This is a genomic window from Acidovorax sp. GW821-FHT11A03, from assembly GCF_058809075.1.
In genome coordinates, this window is the sequence record NZ_JBXASG010000009.1 from 95,658 (window position 1) to 111,872 (window position 16,215).

13 protein-coding genes and 1 pseudogene are annotated in these 16,215 nt (G+C 66.8%); 6 read left to right on the plus strand and 8 right to left on the minus strand.

Annotated elements, in window-relative coordinates; all coding sequences use genetic code 11:
- Position 1: 1 nt before the first annotated feature.
- A complete protein-coding gene (gene gatB / locus AC1RVY_RS21770) occupies positions 2 to 1,456 on the plus strand; it encodes an Asp-tRNA(Asn)/Glu-tRNA(Gln) amidotransferase subunit GatB (RefSeq protein WP_492808116.1) in 1,455 nt (484 codons plus the stop codon).
- A 91-nt stretch (positions 1,457 to 1,547) separates the two neighbouring features.
- Here the strand turns inward: gatB and AC1RVY_RS21775 are convergent, their stop codons facing one another.
- A complete protein-coding gene (locus AC1RVY_RS21775; protein ID WP_218339121.1) occupies positions 1,548 to 2,255 on the minus strand; it encodes a DUF4124 domain-containing protein in 708 nt (235 codons plus the stop codon).
- A gap of 5 nt (positions 2,256 to 2,260) precedes the next feature.
- Complete coding sequence (pyrE, locus tag AC1RVY_RS21780; RefSeq protein ID WP_492254395.1) at positions 2,261 to 2,959, minus strand: orotate phosphoribosyltransferase; 699 nt, start codon at positions 2,957 to 2,959, stop codon at positions 2,261 to 2,263.
- A 10-nt stretch (positions 2,960 to 2,969) separates the two neighbouring features.
- Here pyrE and AC1RVY_RS21785 point away from each other — a divergent pair, with 10 nt between their 5' ends.
- Positions 2,970 to 3,773, plus strand: a complete 804-nt coding sequence (locus tag AC1RVY_RS21785; RefSeq protein WP_218296731.1) for an exodeoxyribonuclease III — start codon at positions 2,970 to 2,972, stop codon at positions 3,771 to 3,773.
- A 22-nt stretch (positions 3,774 to 3,795) separates the two neighbouring features.
- Positions 3,796 to 5,703, plus strand: a complete 1,908-nt coding sequence (locus AC1RVY_RS21790) for a GspE/PulE family protein (RefSeq protein ID WP_492808117.1) — start codon at positions 3,796 to 3,798, stop codon at positions 5,701 to 5,703.
- 144 nt (positions 5,704 to 5,847) lie between these two features.
- Here AC1RVY_RS21790 and AC1RVY_RS21795 read toward each other — a convergent pair whose 3' ends face one another.
- Genes AC1RVY_RS21795 through gstA form a run of 3 tightly spaced genes read right to left on the minus strand, consistent with a single transcriptional unit; the run spans position 5,848 to position 7,094 of the window.
- Positions 5,848 to 6,225, minus strand: coding sequence for a nuclear transport factor 2 family protein (locus tag AC1RVY_RS21795; protein ID WP_492808118.1), 378 nt, complete (start codon positions 6,223 to 6,225; stop codon positions 5,848 to 5,850).
- Positions 6,222 to 6,449, minus strand: a complete 228-nt coding sequence (locus AC1RVY_RS21800; RefSeq protein ID WP_218339123.1) for a tautomerase family protein — start codon at positions 6,447 to 6,449, stop codon at positions 6,222 to 6,224. The genes AC1RVY_RS21795 and AC1RVY_RS21800 overlap by 4 nt, the downstream gene beginning before the upstream one ends.
- Before the next feature lie 36 nt (positions 6,450 to 6,485).
- A complete protein-coding gene (gstA, locus tag AC1RVY_RS21805) occupies positions 6,486 to 7,094 on the minus strand; it encodes a glutathione transferase GstA (RefSeq protein ID WP_492808119.1) in 609 nt (202 codons plus the stop codon).
- 111 nt (positions 7,095 to 7,205) lie between these two features.
- Here gstA and AC1RVY_RS21810 point away from each other — a divergent pair, with 111 nt between their 5' ends.
- Both AC1RVY_RS21810 and AC1RVY_RS21815 read left to right on the plus strand, forming a co-directional pair.
- Positions 7,206 to 8,123 carry a LysR family transcriptional regulator gene (locus tag AC1RVY_RS21810; RefSeq protein WP_492808121.1) on the plus strand — a complete coding sequence of 306 codons (918 nt, stop codon included), beginning with the start codon at positions 7,206 to 7,208 and terminating at the stop codon, positions 8,121 to 8,123.
- Between the two features lie 60 nt (positions 8,124 to 8,183).
- The gene (locus AC1RVY_RS21815) at positions 8,184 to 8,822 is read left to right on the plus strand and encodes an MBL fold metallo-hydrolase (protein ID WP_492808122.1); all 639 of its coding nucleotides are present in this window, start codon (positions 8,184 to 8,186) and stop codon (positions 8,820 to 8,822) included.
- Between the two features lie 161 nt (positions 8,823 to 8,983).
- Here the strand turns inward: AC1RVY_RS21815 and AC1RVY_RS21820 are convergent, their stop codons facing one another.
- Positions 8,984 to 11,677 (minus strand): IPTL-CTERM sorting domain-containing protein, encoded by a 2,694-nt coding sequence (locus AC1RVY_RS21820; RefSeq protein ID WP_492808123.1) that lies wholly within the window; start codon positions 11,675 to 11,677, stop codon positions 8,984 to 8,986.
- Positions 11,678 to 12,219: 542 nt separating this feature from the next.
- Between AC1RVY_RS21820 and AC1RVY_RS21825 the strand changes: the two are divergent.
- A pseudogene (locus AC1RVY_RS21825) lies at positions 12,220 to 12,318 on the plus strand (MBL fold metallo-hydrolase); the annotation flags it as partial.
- A gap of 233 nt (positions 12,319 to 12,551) precedes the next feature.
- On the opposite strand, the gene AC1RVY_RS21830 reads toward AC1RVY_RS21825, so the two are convergent.
- The gene (locus tag AC1RVY_RS21830) at positions 12,552 to 14,681 is read right to left on the minus strand and encodes a TonB-dependent receptor (protein ID WP_492808125.1); all 2,130 of its coding nucleotides are present in this window, start codon (positions 14,679 to 14,681) and stop codon (positions 12,552 to 12,554) included.
- A gap of 353 nt (positions 14,682 to 15,034) precedes the next feature.
- Complete coding sequence (locus AC1RVY_RS21835) at positions 15,035 to 16,036, minus strand: helix-turn-helix transcriptional regulator (protein WP_492808127.1); 1,002 nt, start codon at positions 16,034 to 16,036, stop codon at positions 15,035 to 15,037.
- Positions 16,037 to 16,215 lie beyond the last annotated feature (179 nt).

The following is a 16,215-nucleotide window of genomic DNA, read 5'->3' on the forward strand; positions in this document are numbered from 1 at the left end:
CATGACGACGACCAGCAAATTGATCCACGGTTATGAAGTCGTCATCGGCTTCGAAACCCACACCCAGCTTGCCACGCAGAGCAAGATCTTCAGCCGCGCGCCTACCGCCTTCGGCGCCGAGCCCAACACGCAGGCTTGTGCAGTGGACCTGGCCCTGCCCGGCACGCTGCCCGTGATGAACCGCGAAGCCGTGGCCTGCGCTATCAAATTAGGACTTGCCCTGGGCTCCCACATTGCGCCCGTGAGCATTTTTGCGCGTAAGAATTATTTCTATCCCGACCTGCCCAAGGGCTACCAGATCAGCCAGTTCGAGATCCCGGTGGTGCAAGGCGGCGAGGTGGAGTTCTTCCTGGGCGACGAGAAGAAGACCGTGCGCCTGGTGCGCGCCCATCTCGAAGAAGACGCGGGCAAATCGCTGCACGAGGACTTCATCGGCCAATCGGGCATCGACCTGAACCGCGCCGGAACGCCCCTGCTGGAGATCGTGACCGAGCCCGACATGCGCTCGTCCGACGAAGCCGTGGCCTATGCCAAGGAGCTGCACAAGATCGTGACCTGGATCGGCATCTGCGACGGCAACATGCAGGAGGGCAGCTTCCGCTGCGACGCCAACGTGTCCGTGCGCAAGCCCGGCGGGCCGCTGGGCACGCGCCGCGAGATCAAGAACCTGAACTCGTTCAAGTTCATGCAGCAGGCGATCGACTACGAGATCCGCTGGCAGATCGACCAGATCGAGGACGGCCACGCCATCCAGCAGGCCACCGTGCTGTTCGACCCGGACACGGGCGAAACGCGTGCGATGCGGACCAAGGAGGACGCGGCGGACTACCGCTACTTCCCCGACCCGGACCTGCCGCCGCTGCATATTTCGGAGCAATGGGTGCAGGAACAGCGGGCGCTGATGGCCGAATTGCCCCGCACCATGGCCGCGCGCTTCGTGGCCGACTACGGCCTGCCCGAGTACGACGCCACGACGCTCACGCAGAGCAAGGCGATGGCGGCGTACTTCGAGGCCGTGGCCAAGGCCTGCGGCCAGCCCAAGCTGGCCAGCAACTGGATCATGGGCGAGGTATCGCGCCGCCTGAACACCAGCGAATCAGGCATCGAGCAGGCGCCCGTGGGTGCATCGCAGCTGGCGGCCTTGATTGCACGCATCGCCGACGGCACGGTCTCCAACAACGCCGCCAGGCAGGTATTTGACGCGCTGTGGACGGGCGAATCGACGGACGTGAACGCCACCATCGAATCCAAGGGCCTCAAGCAGATGAACGACTCCGGCGCGCTGGAGAAAATCATCGACGAAGTCATCGCCGCCAACCCCGACAACGTGGCCCAGTTCCGCGCGGGCAAGGACAAGGCGTTCAATGCGCTGGTCGGCCAGATCATGAAAGCCAGCAAGGGCAAGGCCAACCCGCAGCAGGTCAATGATCTGCTGCGCGCAAAGCTGGGCAGCTGACGCCTGACCAGCCTGCCCTGCGGGGCAAAGGCACAGTAAAAAAACAAAGGGGCCGCAGGGCCCCTTTTGTTTTTACTTCCCCAGCCCGGCCCTAGGGCACGCGCGCTGCCGGTGCGCCAACGGGGGGAACGGCACTGGCCGAGCCCATGGCGGGAGGCACACGCTGCGCGTCCCACAGCTTGCGCAGATGGGCCAGTTCCGCATCGAACCGCGCGTGCACGCGCCGCTTTTCCTGGTCCTGGCCGGCAATGAACCGCTGCTGCTCGGCAACGCTGTCATCGACTTCACCGATCTTGCGGCGCAGCGTCATGGGTGCCTTGTTGGGGTCCTTCTTGTAGAACTCCATTTCCACATCCAGCTTCTTGCGCTCCGCTTTCAGCTCGGCAATGCGCTTTTCGGCGGTGGCGGTCACATCGTCCACCAGCTGGATCGCGGCCGCGCGCTCCACATCGTGGGCCGCCTTGTCGGGGTAGCGCGTCACCAGCACGCGTTCGCGCCGGCGCTCCTCCACCACGCGGGCCCGCTCCTCGGCATCCTTGCGGTTCTGGGCGTCCTGGGCCGCACGCTCCAGCTCGGTGAGCGACGGCCCGATCTGCCGGCGCGTGATGCCCGAGGGGCTCAGCTCGCGCTGCTCCCGGTCCAGGCATTCGGGAATGGGCCGGTCGGCCGTCAGCCGGCGCCCACTGCGGTCCACACAGGTATAGATGCTGCCGGGCGCACCCTGGGGCTGTGCCAAGGCCAGCTCGGCGCCCAGGGTGACCAGCAGAACACCGCCCATGATCCACGCCGACTTGCTCAAATCATCTACCCTTCGTTGACGCCATACCGCTGGCGGTAGGCCAGCACTTTCTCATGATGGGAGCGCATCCCCTCTTCCCCGTTGTGCGAGAGGTACAGCAATAAGTCTGCCAGTCGGGCAATGGCGCACACCTGCATGCCCAGTTGCCCGCGAACGTACTGCACCGCGCTGTGGTCCACATCCTGGCCATTCTCCGTGGCTTTTTCCTGCCGGTCCAGCGCTATGGCCACCGCGTGGGGCGTGGCGCCCGCGGCGCGGATGATGGCGATCGATTCGCGGGCGGCGGTGCCGGCCGACATGACGTCGTCCACGATCAGCACCCGCCCCTTGAGCGGGGCGCCCACGAGCGTGCCGCCCTCGCCGTGGTCCTTGGCCTCCTTGCGGTTGTAGGCAAAAGGCACGTTGCGCCCCAGCCGGGCCAGCTCCACCGCGACCGTGGCCGCCAGGGGAATGCCCTTGTAGGCCGGGCCAAAAACCATGTCGAATTCAATGCCGCTGGCCAGCAGGGCTTTTGCATAGAATTCCGCCAGCCGTCCCATCTTGCGGCCATCGTCGAACAGGCCCGCATTGAAGAAATAGGGACTCAGGCGGCCCGCCTTGGTCTTGAATTCACCGAACCGCAGCACGCCTGATTCGACGGCAAACCGTACAAAATCCTGCGCGAGCTGGCCCTGCTCTGAGGTTTGCGCGCCAACATCCACCATGGGGAAATCCTTGTTCAAGTTAACCAGCCTCAATCTCAATGGCATCCGCTCGGCCACCAGCAAAGGCGTGGAAAGCTGGATGGCAGCCACGCGGCCGGATTGTATTTGCGTGCAGGAAGTGAAGGCCCAGGCGGCCGACATGGCCAACCGCTTCGAGCGCCTGGCCGGCCTGCAGGGTCACTTCCACTTTGCCCAGAAAAAGGGCTATTCCGGCGTGGGCATCTATACCCGGCATGAACCCTCTGATGTAGTCATTGGCTATGGGTCGCCAGAGTTCGATACAGAAGGCCGCTACGTGGAACTGCGCTTTGACACGCCGGCCCGCAAGCTGTCCATCATCAGCGCCTATTTTCCCAGCGGCTCGTCCGGCGAGGAACGCCAGCTGGCCAAGTTCCGCTTCCTCGCCGAGTTCCATCCCCATCTGATGAAAGTCAAGGGCGAACGCGACTTCATCCTGTGCGGCGACATCAACATTGCGCACCAGCAAATCGACCTCAAAAACTGGCGCAGCAACCAGAAAAACAGTGGTTTTTTGCCCGAAGAGCGGGCCTGGATGACAAAGTTGTTGCACACAACTGATGAAGGCGGCGGCATCATAGACGTTTACCGCCAGTTACAACCTACCGCCACCGACACCGCCTACACGTGGTGGAGCAACCGGGGGCAGGCGTATGCCAACAACGTGGGCTGGCGGCTGGATTACCACCTGGCCACCCCCGCGATCGCGGCGCTGGCACGTGCTGAATCCATCTACAAAGGTGAGAAATTCTCGGACCACGCGCCCATCACGGTGGACTATGACTTCAGCCTTTGACGATGCCCGCCCCTGACCATTGATGCCCGACACCGCTGCCTCCACCGCCCCCCCGCCCCATGGTTTTCGCCCCGTCAACGCGGAATCCTTGTGGAAGCAGCTCTCCACTCCCCACCCCACCGTCGGCAAAGCGCGGCACCTGGGCGAGGCGCTGATCCATGCCGGCATGGTGTCACCCTCGGCCCTGCAAGACGGCTTGCAGACCCAGCAGCAGGAGCGCAGCGGCGGGCAGCACCGGCTGATCGGACAGATTCTGGTGGAGGATGGCGTCCTGACCCAGGAGCAGTTGCGCCAGGTCATTGCCGCGTGGCTGGGCGAGTACACCGTGCACCCCGGCGACATCACGCCCGAGGCGGCGGCCCTGGCCCTGGTGCCCCGGGCGATGGCCGAACGTGAATCCGTGCTGCCGCTGATCGCCCGCGAGGATGCGCTGGTACTGCTGATGGCCGACCCGCTCGATCGCGTGCTGCTGGACGAACTGCGGTTTCTCACGCAGCGCCGGCTCATTCCGCTGCAGGCCGCGCCAGGCACGCTGATGCCCGCCATCCACCGCGCCTACCGCACCCAGCCTGGCGGCGCCGCTGACGCCACCACCGCCGCCCGCGCCACCTCGCGCGAGCTGGCCGCCAACCTGGGCAGCACCGTCCCGGACGCGGACTCCGAGCAGGCCGACGTGATCAGCGAGTCGGACAACACCCTGGTGCGGCTCATCAACTCGGTGATCGACGAAGCCATCCACCACCGCGCGTCCGACATCCACATCGAGACCGAGCCCGCTCCGCAGAACGTGCGCATCCGCCTGCGCATCGACGGCGACCTCACGCCCTACCTGGAGCTGCCAGCGCGCTACCGCTTCGCCATGGTGGCGCGCATCAAGATCATGGCGGGCATGGACATCTCGGAGCACCGCAAGCCCCAGGACGGCAAGATCGACTTCGCCCGCTTCGGCGGCCCGCCGGTGGAGCTGCGCGTGGTCACCGTGCCCACCTCGCGCGGGCTGGAGGACGTGGTGCTGCGCCTGCTGGCCGGTGCCAAGCCGCTGCCACTGGAGAACATCGGCCTGAGCCCGCCCAACCTGCAGGCCCTGCGGGCGGTGGTGCAGAAAAGCTATGGCCTGGTGCTGGTGTGCGGCCCCACGGGCTGCGGCAAGACGACCACGCTGCACTCAGTAGTGCGCGACATCAACACGGCAGGCCGCAAGATCTGGACGGCCGAAGACCCCATCGAGATCACCCAGGAAGGGCTGCGCCAGGTGCAGGTGAACCCGCGCATCGGCTGGACCTTTGCCGCCGCCATGCGCACCTTTCTGCGCGCCGACCCGGACGTGATCATGATCGGCGAGATGCGCGACGAGGAAACCGCGCGCATCGCCATCGAGGCTTCGCTGACGGGGCATCTGGTGCTGTCCACCCTGCACACCAACTCGGCGCCCGAGAGCATTGCGCGGCTGCTGGAGATGGGCCTGGACCCGTTCAACTTCTCCGATTCGCTGCTCGCCATCCTGGCCCAGCGCCTGGTGCGCCGCCTGTGCACAGCCTGCCGCGCGCCGCGTGTGGCCGACCACGACACGCTGCTGGGCCTGGCGTCGCAGTACCTGGACAGCGGCACCCACAACACCCCCGAGGCCCGCGCGGCACAGGTGGCGCGCTGGCGCCAGCAGCACGGTGGCGCACAGGGCGAGCTGCGCCTGTGGCGCCATGTGGGCTGCACGCAATGCGAAGGCCATGGCTACCACGGCCGCCTGGGCATCCATGAGCTGATGCTGAGCGACGAGACCATTCGCCAGCACATCCGCCACCGCGCCCCCGCGTCGGACATCCGCCATTCGGCACTGGCCGCGGGCATGCTGACGCTGCGCCAGGACGGCATCGAGAAGGTGCTGCAGGGGTTGACCGACATGTCGGAAGTGGTCGCGGCGACCAACCTGTGAGGCGGGCACACCGCCGGTGGTGCCTGCCGCCGGTTTTTTAGCAAAAATGGGCTCTAGCGCTTATCTGGAAAGCGCCAGCAGCTATCAATAAATGAGTCCTTCCGAAAGGAGGAACTCGCCCACCGGCTTGCGCGCACCGCCGCCTCAGCGATCCAGCTCGTGGTGAAACACCTTGGCAATGATCTGCCAGCGCCCGTCCACATGGATCAGGGTCAGCAGGTCGGTGAAGTGCTTGGGCAGGATGGCGCATTCGACCTTGGCCAGGGCCGTCACCGGCCCGGCAAATTCAATCGACAGGATGCGCTCCTGCACCGTCTCGCCCCGGCTGGCAGGCGAGGGGCGCTGGTCCACGATGGGGAAATACGCCTCCATGCGCAGGATCACCGCAGGCTCGGCCGTGGCGCAGGCATAGACCGCCTGCGGGTGGAACACGCGGCGCAGGCGCTGCGTGTCGCTGTGGCACAGGCCGTCGAAATAGTCCTGCAGCACGGCGGCGACTGCGTCGAAGCGCGGGTCACTCATGGCGCATTCCCTGCGGCGGCCACCCGGGCACGCTGGCGCCGCACGGTCACCGTCTCACCGGCCACACCCCAGTTGTCGGTCTCGACCTCGTCGATCACGACAAAGGTGGTGGCGGGCTCCTTGTTCAGAACGCGCACCAGCAAATCGGTCGCACCCTGGATCAGTGCGGCCTTTTGCGCACTGCTGACCCCTTCGCGCGTCACTTTGATGTTGATGTAAGGCATGGCGTGTTCCTTGTGGATGGATGAATGAACGGCGTCTCATCCCAGCAACCCTTCGGCCCGCATCGCGGCCTGCACGGCGGGGCGCGCGGCCACGCGGCGCATGAACGCCTGCAGGCTGGCCAGATCGCTGATGTCCAGCTTCACGAACTTGGCCCAGCCCAGCACCACAAAAAGATAGGCGTCGGCCGCCGTGAAGTGCTCGCCCGTCAGGTAGGGGCCGTGCTGCAGCTGCGCGTCCAGCCACTCCATCTTCTTGCGCAGCAGGGCGGCCAGCGCGGCCTTGGCGTTGTCGTCCAGCCCGGCCTGGAACAGGGGCGTGAAGGACTTGTGCAGCTCGGTGCTGACGTAGTTCTGCCACTCCATGACCCGGTAGCGCGCCCACGTGCCGGCGGCCGGCATCAGTTGCGTGGCCCGGGCCTGGTCAGCGATGTATTGCGCAATGACCGGGCCTTCGGTGAGGCGGGAGCCGTCGTCCAGCTCCAGCACGGGCACCTGGCCTTTGGGGTTGATCGCATAGAAATCCTGCCCATCGGCCGTCTGGTGGCGCGCGGTATCGACCTTCTCCAGCACAAACGGCAGGCCACATTCCAGCAGCAGGATGTGGGGCGACAAGGAGCAGGCGGCGGGGGAAAAGTACAGCTTCATGGAGAGGCCCTGGGGGTGTGGTGGAAAGGTGAAGCGATGGTATTGGCGATCCAAACAGCAATAAACTAGGTTCTTGGAATTTCACTGATTACATGAAGTAATAAACAAGACATGGCGCGCCAATTTGACGACCTGAAGCTGGGCAGCATCGAGCTGTTCTGCCTGACCGCGCAGTGGCAAAGCTTCACGGCCGCCGCCCAGGCGGCCGGGCTGACGGCGGCGGCGGTGAGCCGATCCGTGGCACGCATGGAGGCGCGCCTGGGCGTGCGCCTGTTCCAGCGCACGACACGCCAGGTGCGGCTGACCGACGCTGGCAAGCGCTACTACGAGCAATGCCGCCAGGCGCTGGGGCAGCTGGCCGAGGCGGAGCGCGAACTGTCAGGCCAGCAGCAAAGCCCGGCGGGCCTGGTCCGCTTCAGCCTGCCCACGTCCTACGGGCACTGCCGCATCCTGCCGCTGCTGCCCGCATTTGCGCAGGCCTACCCCGACGTGGAGCTGGAGCTGCAGTTGAGCAACCGCAACGTGGACTTCACCGAGGAAGGCTTTGACTTGGCCGTGCGCGGTCGCGCGCCCATCGAGTCGGGGCTGGTGGCGCGCAAGCTGGAGGACGCCGCCCTGGTGGTGGTCGCCGCCCCGGCGTATCTGGCGCGTCGCGGCACGCCGCACGAAACGGCCGACCTGGCGGCGCACGAGTGCATCCAGTTCGTGCTGCCCAGCAGCGGCCAGGCGGTGCCATGGATACTGCGCGACGCCGCCGGGCGCGATGTGGAGGTGCCCACCCAAGGCCACCTGCGCTGTGCCGACGACATCCTGGGCCCCGTGACCCTGGCGCGTGCAGGCGCAGGGCTGCTGCAGACCTACCGCTTCATTGTGGAGGCCGACCTGCGCAGCGGCGCGCTCCAAGAGCTACTGCCCGCGCACGCGGGCGCCTCCCGCCCGTTTTCACTGCTGTACCCCGCCAACCGGCACATGCCGCTGCGCGTGCGCGTGCTGGTGGATTTCCTTGTTGATCGGCTGGCGCGGGCTTGACCCCGTCCCGTCCGCCATGCGCCAGACCCGCAAAATACACAAAACCAATCCTCACCCACCATGCTCCGCTACCTCACCGTCCCTGTTACTGCGTTCCAGCAAAACTGCTCCCTCGTCTGGTGCGACGCCACCCACAAAGCCGCCGTGATCGACCCTGGCGGTGACCTGGATGTGCTGCTGGCAGAAATCCGGCGCCTTGACCTCACGCTCGAACAGATCTGGCTCACCCACGCCCACATCGACCACGCGGGCGGCACGGGCGAGCTGGCCCAGCGGCTTTCGCTGCCCATCGTGGGCCCGCACCCGGGCGACCAGTTCTGGATCGACGGCCTGCCGCAGCAGAGCGCGATGTTTGGTTTTCCGCCCGCGCAGCACTTCACGCCCACGCGCTGGCTGCACGATGGCGACCAGGTGCAGATCGGCAACGAGACGCTGAACGTGCGCCACTGCCCGGGGCACACGCCGGGGCATGTGGTGTTCCACGCGCCGCAGATCGACCGCGCGTTTGTGGGCGACGTGCTGTTCGCAGGCAGCATCGGCCGCACGGACTTCCCGCAGGGCAACCACCAGCAGCTCATCGACAGCATCACGCAGCGCCTGTGGCCGATGGGAGATCAGACGGTGTTCATTCCCGGCCACGGCCCCGAGAGCACGTTCGGGCGGGAGCGCCAGAGCAATCCCTACGTGGGCAATACCTGACCTGGGCCGTTTCGCTGCCAGCGGACTTCGCCCAGGGTGCAGTGGCGCAACGGCTACTACCTGGTGACGCCTGCCATGGCGGCGCCGGCGCGCAGCGAGCATGTCGACAAGGACGTGAAGTTCTCGGGACGTGCCCCGCCACGCAGGTCTACGATTTCGCCCTATGCCCCCCGCCCACAGGCACGGGACCGGAAGGCGCTGCTACGGCGCATCTGGTGCATGCCCAGGCCAGCCGCCATCAGCGACAACAGGATCAGCCCCCACTCGCTCAGGGTGGGAATGGAAGCTGGGCCTGACGTGCCGGGGATCGCAGCCAGCAACACCGGTGCGAACGGGTCTTCAATCACCCCCGCATCGGCTGTATTGCCATCGCCCATGCCGTTGTCGGTGATCGCGTACGCCACAGTCAACCGGTCTGCACTCAGCGTTGCACCGGTCATTGGATACCAGCTGCTGGCGGCCCCCGCGCTGGCAGGCCCATACTTCATCAGCTGCACCCCGGCAGGAAGTGCGTGGGGGTAGGTGATTCGCACCGTCAGCGTGTTGCCCGCGCAGCCTGTGGAGCGGAAGCGAAACATCCCGGCGGGCGTGCTGGCGTTGGCTGGCAGGCCTGAAGGCACCGCGCTGCTGAACCCCGTGGCGGTGGTATCGAGCGCGCAGCCTGGCGCGCCGCCACTGATCGCTACCGACCCCACACCCGTGCCCACGCTCCCCCCTCCGCCCGGCCCGCCACCCACCAGAACGGACACCATGGCGCTGTATGTCTGCACTGCAGGGGCAGAAGTTGCATAAAGCTCGACGCTGGCGTCAGAGCTGCCGCTGCCCCCTGTAGCCAGGACCCTGCCGTCAGCGAGCAGGGTGGCTCGGTGGTTGACGCGCCCGGTGTTCAGGCTGCCCGTGGCGCTCCAAGTGGCGGTGGCCGGGTCGTAGAGCTCAGAGCTGGCGAAATCGCCGCTGCTTCCGCCCGCGAGGAGGACCTTGCCACTGGGCAGCAGGGCGGCCGTGTGACCTGTGCGGGTGCGTACCAGACTGCCCGCTGCGCGCCAGGTATTTGCGCCAGGGTCGTAGAGTTCTGCATCGGCCGGCATGCCACTGACGCCCCGCCCCCCCGCGACGATGACCTTGCCGTCGGGCAGCAGGGTGGCCGTGTGGGAATAGCGCCAGGTGGCCATGCCGCCCGCGGGGCTCCAGGCGTTGGATACGGGGTCGTAGAGTTCAGTGCTGGAGAGCATGCCGACGCTGGTGTATCCACCTGCGACAAGCACTTTGCCATTGGGCAGAAGGGAGGCCGTGTGATAAATGTGCTCATCGGCCATGTTGCCTGTGACACTCCACTGGTTCGTCTCGGGATCGTAGAGCTCGCCTTTGGTGAAGACGCTGCCAGCGCCCTCACCTCCCACGACAAGCACCTTGCCATTGGCCAGCAGAGTGGCCGTGCGGTTGTAGCGAGCGACGGCGAGGGTGCCGGCAGCACTCCATGTGCCAGCGACGGGATCGTAAAGTTCTGCGCTGGCAAGCGCACCGCCGTTCGCGACCCCTGAAGTGACCAGTACCTTGCCGCTGGGCAGCACGGTGGCGGTGTGAAAAGTGCGCCCGGTGATCATGCTGCCCGTGGGGCTCCAGCTATCTGTGGCGGGGTTGTACCGTTCAGCGCTTGCAAGAAAACCCCCGCCACCGCCGAAACCGCCGGTGACGAGCACCTCACCACTGCGCAGCAAAGTGGAGGTGTGGACACTGCGCCCGCCAATCATGCTGCCGGTAGCCCTCCAGGCGCCAGGGCCTACTTCGTATCGCTCGGCACTTGCGAGGTAGCCACCAGTATTCCACCCGCCTACAACGAGCACTCTACCGTTGGACAGCAGGGAGGCCGTGTGGCTGACCCGGCCGGTGGCCAGGCTGCTGGTAGTGTCCCAGGTGCCGGTAGCGGGATCGTAGAGCTCAGCGCTAGCGAGGTAAGTGCTGCCATCTCCTCCGGCAACAAGCACTTTGCCGCTGTGCAGCAACGTGGCGGTTTGAGAACTGCGCTTGTTGGCCAGGTTGCCAGTGGTGCTCCACGTGCCTGTGGCCGGGTCGTACAGCTCGGCACTGGAGCGCGCGCCGTTGCCTCCCCCACCAGCCACCAGCACTTTGCCACTGGGCAGCAGGGTGGCGGTGTGACTGATACGCGGTGTGGTCATAGTGCCTGTGGCGCTCCATGTGCCAGTGACCGGGTCGTAAAGTTCAGCGGTGGCAAGGTAGCCAACGTCCGCGTTGTTCCCCCCCGCGACGAGTACCTTGCCGTTGGGCAACAACGTGGCAGTGTGGGCGTCGCGCGTGGTGACCATGGTGCCCGTGGTGCTCCACTGGCCGGTGGCCGGGTCGTAGACCTCTGCGCCATTCCCCGCGACAAGCACTTTGCCATTGGCCAGCAGGGTGGCGGTGTGGAACAAACGTGCGCCGGACATGCTGCCCGTGGCGCTCCAACTGCCTGTGCCAAGGTCGTAGAGTTCGGCGCCGGCAAGCGCGCCGCGGCTCCCTGCTCCACCGGAAACCAGCACCTTGCCATTGGGCAGCAGGGTGGCGGTGTGGTACGCGCGCCCAGCATTTAGATTTCCTTTGGCGCTCCAGGTGCCTGCGACCGGGTCATACAACTCGGTGCTGGCAAGGTTGCTGCTGCTGTAGGCCCAGCCCCCCGCAATCAGCACGGTGCCATCGGGCAGGACCGTTGCGGTATGGGCTTTGCGTGCGGTAGCCAGGCTGCCGCTGCCAGCCCAGGTGTTGGTCTGCGCCTGCACAACACCTGACAGCAGCACCATGGCCAACGCGACGGTGCAGCGCAAAAGCGCCCCCGGGACGGAGCGGCGGATCATCGCCATGGCCCCGCAACGGGAGCCAGGCGTCTGGTAAATCCGGGACAGCGAACGCCGGATCTGATGAATGCGAAATAAGACCGCTGTGCACTGGGCTTGCAATGGCTTCACTGGAACCGTCTTCCCTGAATGAGTCTTGGGGGAGAAGGCGCCGAATGAAAGCCAGTACCTCCTGGCTGGAGTGAGCGCGAGACGAACATCGCTGACCAGCTATCGCATCCTAGGAGGGTCAACCACATCCAGATTGACTGGGAGTTTCAGACAAATTGACTGTGCGTATCAAAATCTGCGTGCGGGCATGCCCGACGTGGCACAACATCCTCCGGCTGCTTGCCTGGGCACGGGCCCATGCGACGCCCCCAAGCATCCACGGCATCCACGGCATCCTGATGGTGCTCCAGCGCGGCCCCGCGAGATCGTCAATCCCTGTTTGCAACTGCCTATCTCTGTCAGCAACACCCCACCAGGTCGTCATGATGGACCCCGTGAGCAACCTGGACCTGCTGTTCACGGAGGTTCGGAGCCTGGGCCTCACGTTGTCACAACAGTGGCCGATGGGAGATCAGACGGTGTTCATTCCCGGCCACGGGCCCGGGAGCACGTTCGGGCGGGAGCGCCAGAGCAATCCCTACGTGGGCGGGACCTGAGCCCCGCTGGACAGACCCGCGGCGGCGCGCGGCCCGTGGCCCGGCTTGCATGCCGTGCCGACGGAAGTCTTGGTGTTTTGGATGTTTTTGGCCGCCAGCGCCTATCCATCAAGCGCCAATAGCTACTATATTAATAGCATAACCAGCCCCACCACAGGCGCCTGGCGTGCCCACCAGGACACACGCCAGACCCCGTGGCGGGGTTGCTTCGCTCGCGCCGTGCTTCGCCGAGATCAGAAGTCGAACGAGGCCGACAGGCGCACGGCGCGCGGCGCGCCCACGTTCACCCGGCCCGCGCCCCAGATGCTCTCGAAATACGCGCGGTTGGCGAGGTTGGTCACCGTGGCGCGCAGCACCACCGGTTGCGCGCCAAGACGCGTGGCATAGCGGGCGCCCACGTCCAGGGTGGTCCAGGACGGCAGCTTCACGCTGTTGTCGCCCGTGAGCCATTGCGAACCGGTGTGGTTCACGCGGCCGTTCACCGACAGGCCCTGCACGCCGGGAACCGCCCAGTCGGCACCCAGGTTCAGGGTGAGCCGGGGCACGCCAAACTGCGCGCGGCCCTGGTTCACGCCCTTGTTCGTCCGGGTCTGGTCGGCCTCGGTGTAGGCCACGCCGCCCAACAGGGAAAGCGCCGGGGCCAACTGCCCGAACACGTTCCACTCCACGCCCCGGTTGCGCTGCTCGCCGTCGAGCACCTGGCGGTTGTCTTGCTCGATCAGGGCGGGCTTGCTGATCTGGAACAGGCTCACGGTCTGCGTCAGGCTGCCGCTCACCCACTTCACGCCGACCTCCATCTGCTTGCTCTTGTACGGCGCGAAGGTCTGGCCTTCGTTGGCATAGGGCGCCTTCACGGTCGTGCCCGCGCTCAGGCCTTCCACGTAGTTGCCGTACAGCGCAACGGTCTCGCCCCAGGGCTTGGCCACCACGCCCACCAGCGGCGTCACGGCGCTCTCCTTGTACTTGTTGAGCTTTTGGTGCACCCGCTGCGCGCGCAGGCCCAGGGTGAGCTGCACCTGGTCGTCGGCGAACGACAGCGTGTCGACCGCGCTCAGCGCCGTCATCGCGTCATCGTTCATCTTGCTGTACGTCGATGCCGCCGCCCCGGCCGGCATGGTGATGGGCGTGGGGTGGTAGATGTTGCTGTTGATGGGCGCCGTGCCGTTGCCGCGGCTGCCGCCTTCGTAATTCATCACGTTGGCGGCCAGGGTCAGCCTGTGCGCCACGGCGCCGGTGCCGAACTGGCCGCGCAGGCCCAGCTCGGCCGTGGTGGTGCCGTACTCGCCCCAGGAGTTGTAGGCCGTGCCCGTGGCGTTGCCCGAGGCCGCGTTCGCCGCCGTCCACACCGGGCGGGTGCCGAAGATGAAGCCGTCGTAGGAATGCTCGGCCTTGCCCGCCGAGGCAAACGCCGTCCAGCCCGCGTTGATCTTCGCCTGGCCGCGCACGATGAGGCCCTGGGTCTGCGTGTTGCTGTACACGCCCTCGCCGTAGAAGAAGTTGGTGGAGCCGTCGGGCGCCTTGGGCACCGTGGTCCAGCCCGCGATGATGGGCTGCATGGGCGAGCCCTTGCGCACCTTGTTCCTGAGCGAATAGGCATCGGCCTCCACGTTCCAGCCCTCGCCCTGGTAGTCCAGCGCCAGGTGGCCGATCTCGCGCGCCTTGGTCTGGTGGTCGAGCCAGGTCTCGCCGCCCGACAGCACGCCATTGACGCGCACGCCCAGGCGCTGTTCCCCGCCGAAGCGGCGCGACACGTCGGCGTGCACGCCCACGTTGGATTGGGACGAATAGGTGGTGGTCACGCGCGTGAGCGGCTCCTTGCCCGCGCGCTTGGGCACGAGGTTGATCGCGCCGCCCACGTCGCCCGCGGGGGGCAGGCCCATCATCATGGCGCCGGGGCCCTTGAGCACCTCCACCCGCTCGAACATCTCGGTGGGCGTGTTCTGCTCGGGCGCCAGGCCATAGGCACCGTTGATGGCCAGCGAGCCGGCGCCCACGCCGAAGCCCCGGATGATGAAGTTCTCGACGATGTGGCCTTCGTTGGTGGTGGTGCGCACCGAAGGGTCGTTCTTGAGCACCGCGCCCACGGTCTGCGCCTGCTGGTCGGCGATGCCTTCGGCGGTGTAGCCCGTCATGTTGAACGGCGTGTCCATGACCCCCACGTTGCCGAGCACGCCCAGCCGCGTGCCCCTGGCGACCTGGCCGCCCGGGGCCGCGGCTGGCAGGCTGTCGGGAGTCTCGGCGGCCGCATTCACCGTGACTTCCCGCAGCAGCGTGGCGGACGGGGCGGGCGCGTTCTGCTGCGCCAGGGCCGCGCCGGCACCCGCCAGCAAGGTCCACGCGCAGGCCTGGGCGACCTGGCGCAAGGCAAAAGGATGTGCCCGGGGGACACCCGGGGATGGGCGGCGAGTCTGCATAGAAGTCCTGAATCAAAAACGAACGAGAAGGGAGTCCGCCTCGCCAACGGATTGCAAACAGGAATGAATGCGATTTCACTCAGGGCGCGCAGTGGCTCAGCGAGGAAGCCATCCAGGCGCGGTGCCCGGAACGTGTTGCAAGGCGTGCCGGCTGGTTCCACCCGGCATGGGAGCGATGATTTCACGCAGCCCGCCGCCCTGTGTTTGCACGCCCAACAAAGACGTTTGCCGCGGCCCCGCCAGGGCCGCCGTGGAACGGGCCTTGCCAGGACCGGGGGAGCCGCGAGGCGGCCCGGCGGGCTTCAGACCCTCACTCGCGCCAGCTTGGGGGGCATGCCAAAGCGCTTGCGGTAGGCCGTGGCGAAGTTGGCGGCGCTGTTGTAGCCCGCCACCAGCGCCGCCTGGCCCACGGTCAGGCCCTCCTGCTCCAGGGCCTTGCGGGCGCGCTGCAGGCGGCTTTCGCGCACGAAGTCGAACACCGTCGTGCCGTACACCGCCCGAAAGTGCCGCTGCAGCGTGTTCGCGTTGGTGCCGGCCTGGCGCGCCAGGGCATCGAGCGACAGGTCCATGGCCCCTTCGGTCTGCAGGAAGGCATGCAGCGCCCGCATGCGCCGGTGCTCGTGGGGCAGCAGCCGCAGCCCGGTGGGCGCGGGAGCAGGTGCCGGCGCGGGCGCGGGCCCGGGGGCGTGCTGCGCCAGGCTGCCCAGCGCCTCGCCCACCAGCTCCAGCGCGCGGCTCTCCAGGTACAGGTGCAGCAGCAGGGGGCTCAGGTCCGGCGCATGGGTGATCTGCTCGGCCAGGGCGGCGATGCGCGCCGAGGGCTGCCAGTGGTGCATGGCCAGGTGTTGGCGGCGGAAGGCCTCGATGGCGCCGGAGGCCGACGGGCCGGCCACCTGCTCCAGCCATTCGCCGCCCAGGCCCACGCTCACCCGGCGCGCATACGCGCCCTTGCGGGCGCGGCGCTCGAAGCGCTCCGGCTCCGCCACCGACACCAGCAGGGCGCGCGGCAGGCTGGCCAGGCCTGCATCGTGGGACTGGCGGGCGTGGTCCGCCGCGCTCGACAGCGCCACGCGGCGCGGCCCATAGCTCACGTCCACCGAGCCCTCCAGCAGCACCACGATGCGCAGGCCCGTCTCCATCTCGCCGCTGGCCGTGAAATCCTGCGCATCGGCGGCATCGTCCGCGTGCAGGTGCAGGCCCGGGCGCAGCACGCGCAGGCGCTGCAGATGGCGCTGCAGCGACGCCTGCATGCCGTCCGACGCGGGCGCGGCGGACAGCACTTTCAAGGGGCTGACGACAGACATGGGCAGGCAGGTGTGACGGCGAAAAAGCGGCAGGGTCAGCGGACGGCAATGCACCACGGCGCGTGGAACCCGGGGCCTGGCGTTTGCGCAAAGGTTTTTCTCCGCTTGGCAAACACGGCGGGCACCGGGGCATGGGATGCTAGCAAGTCGGCATAATAAATGCAAATGATTCTCAATAT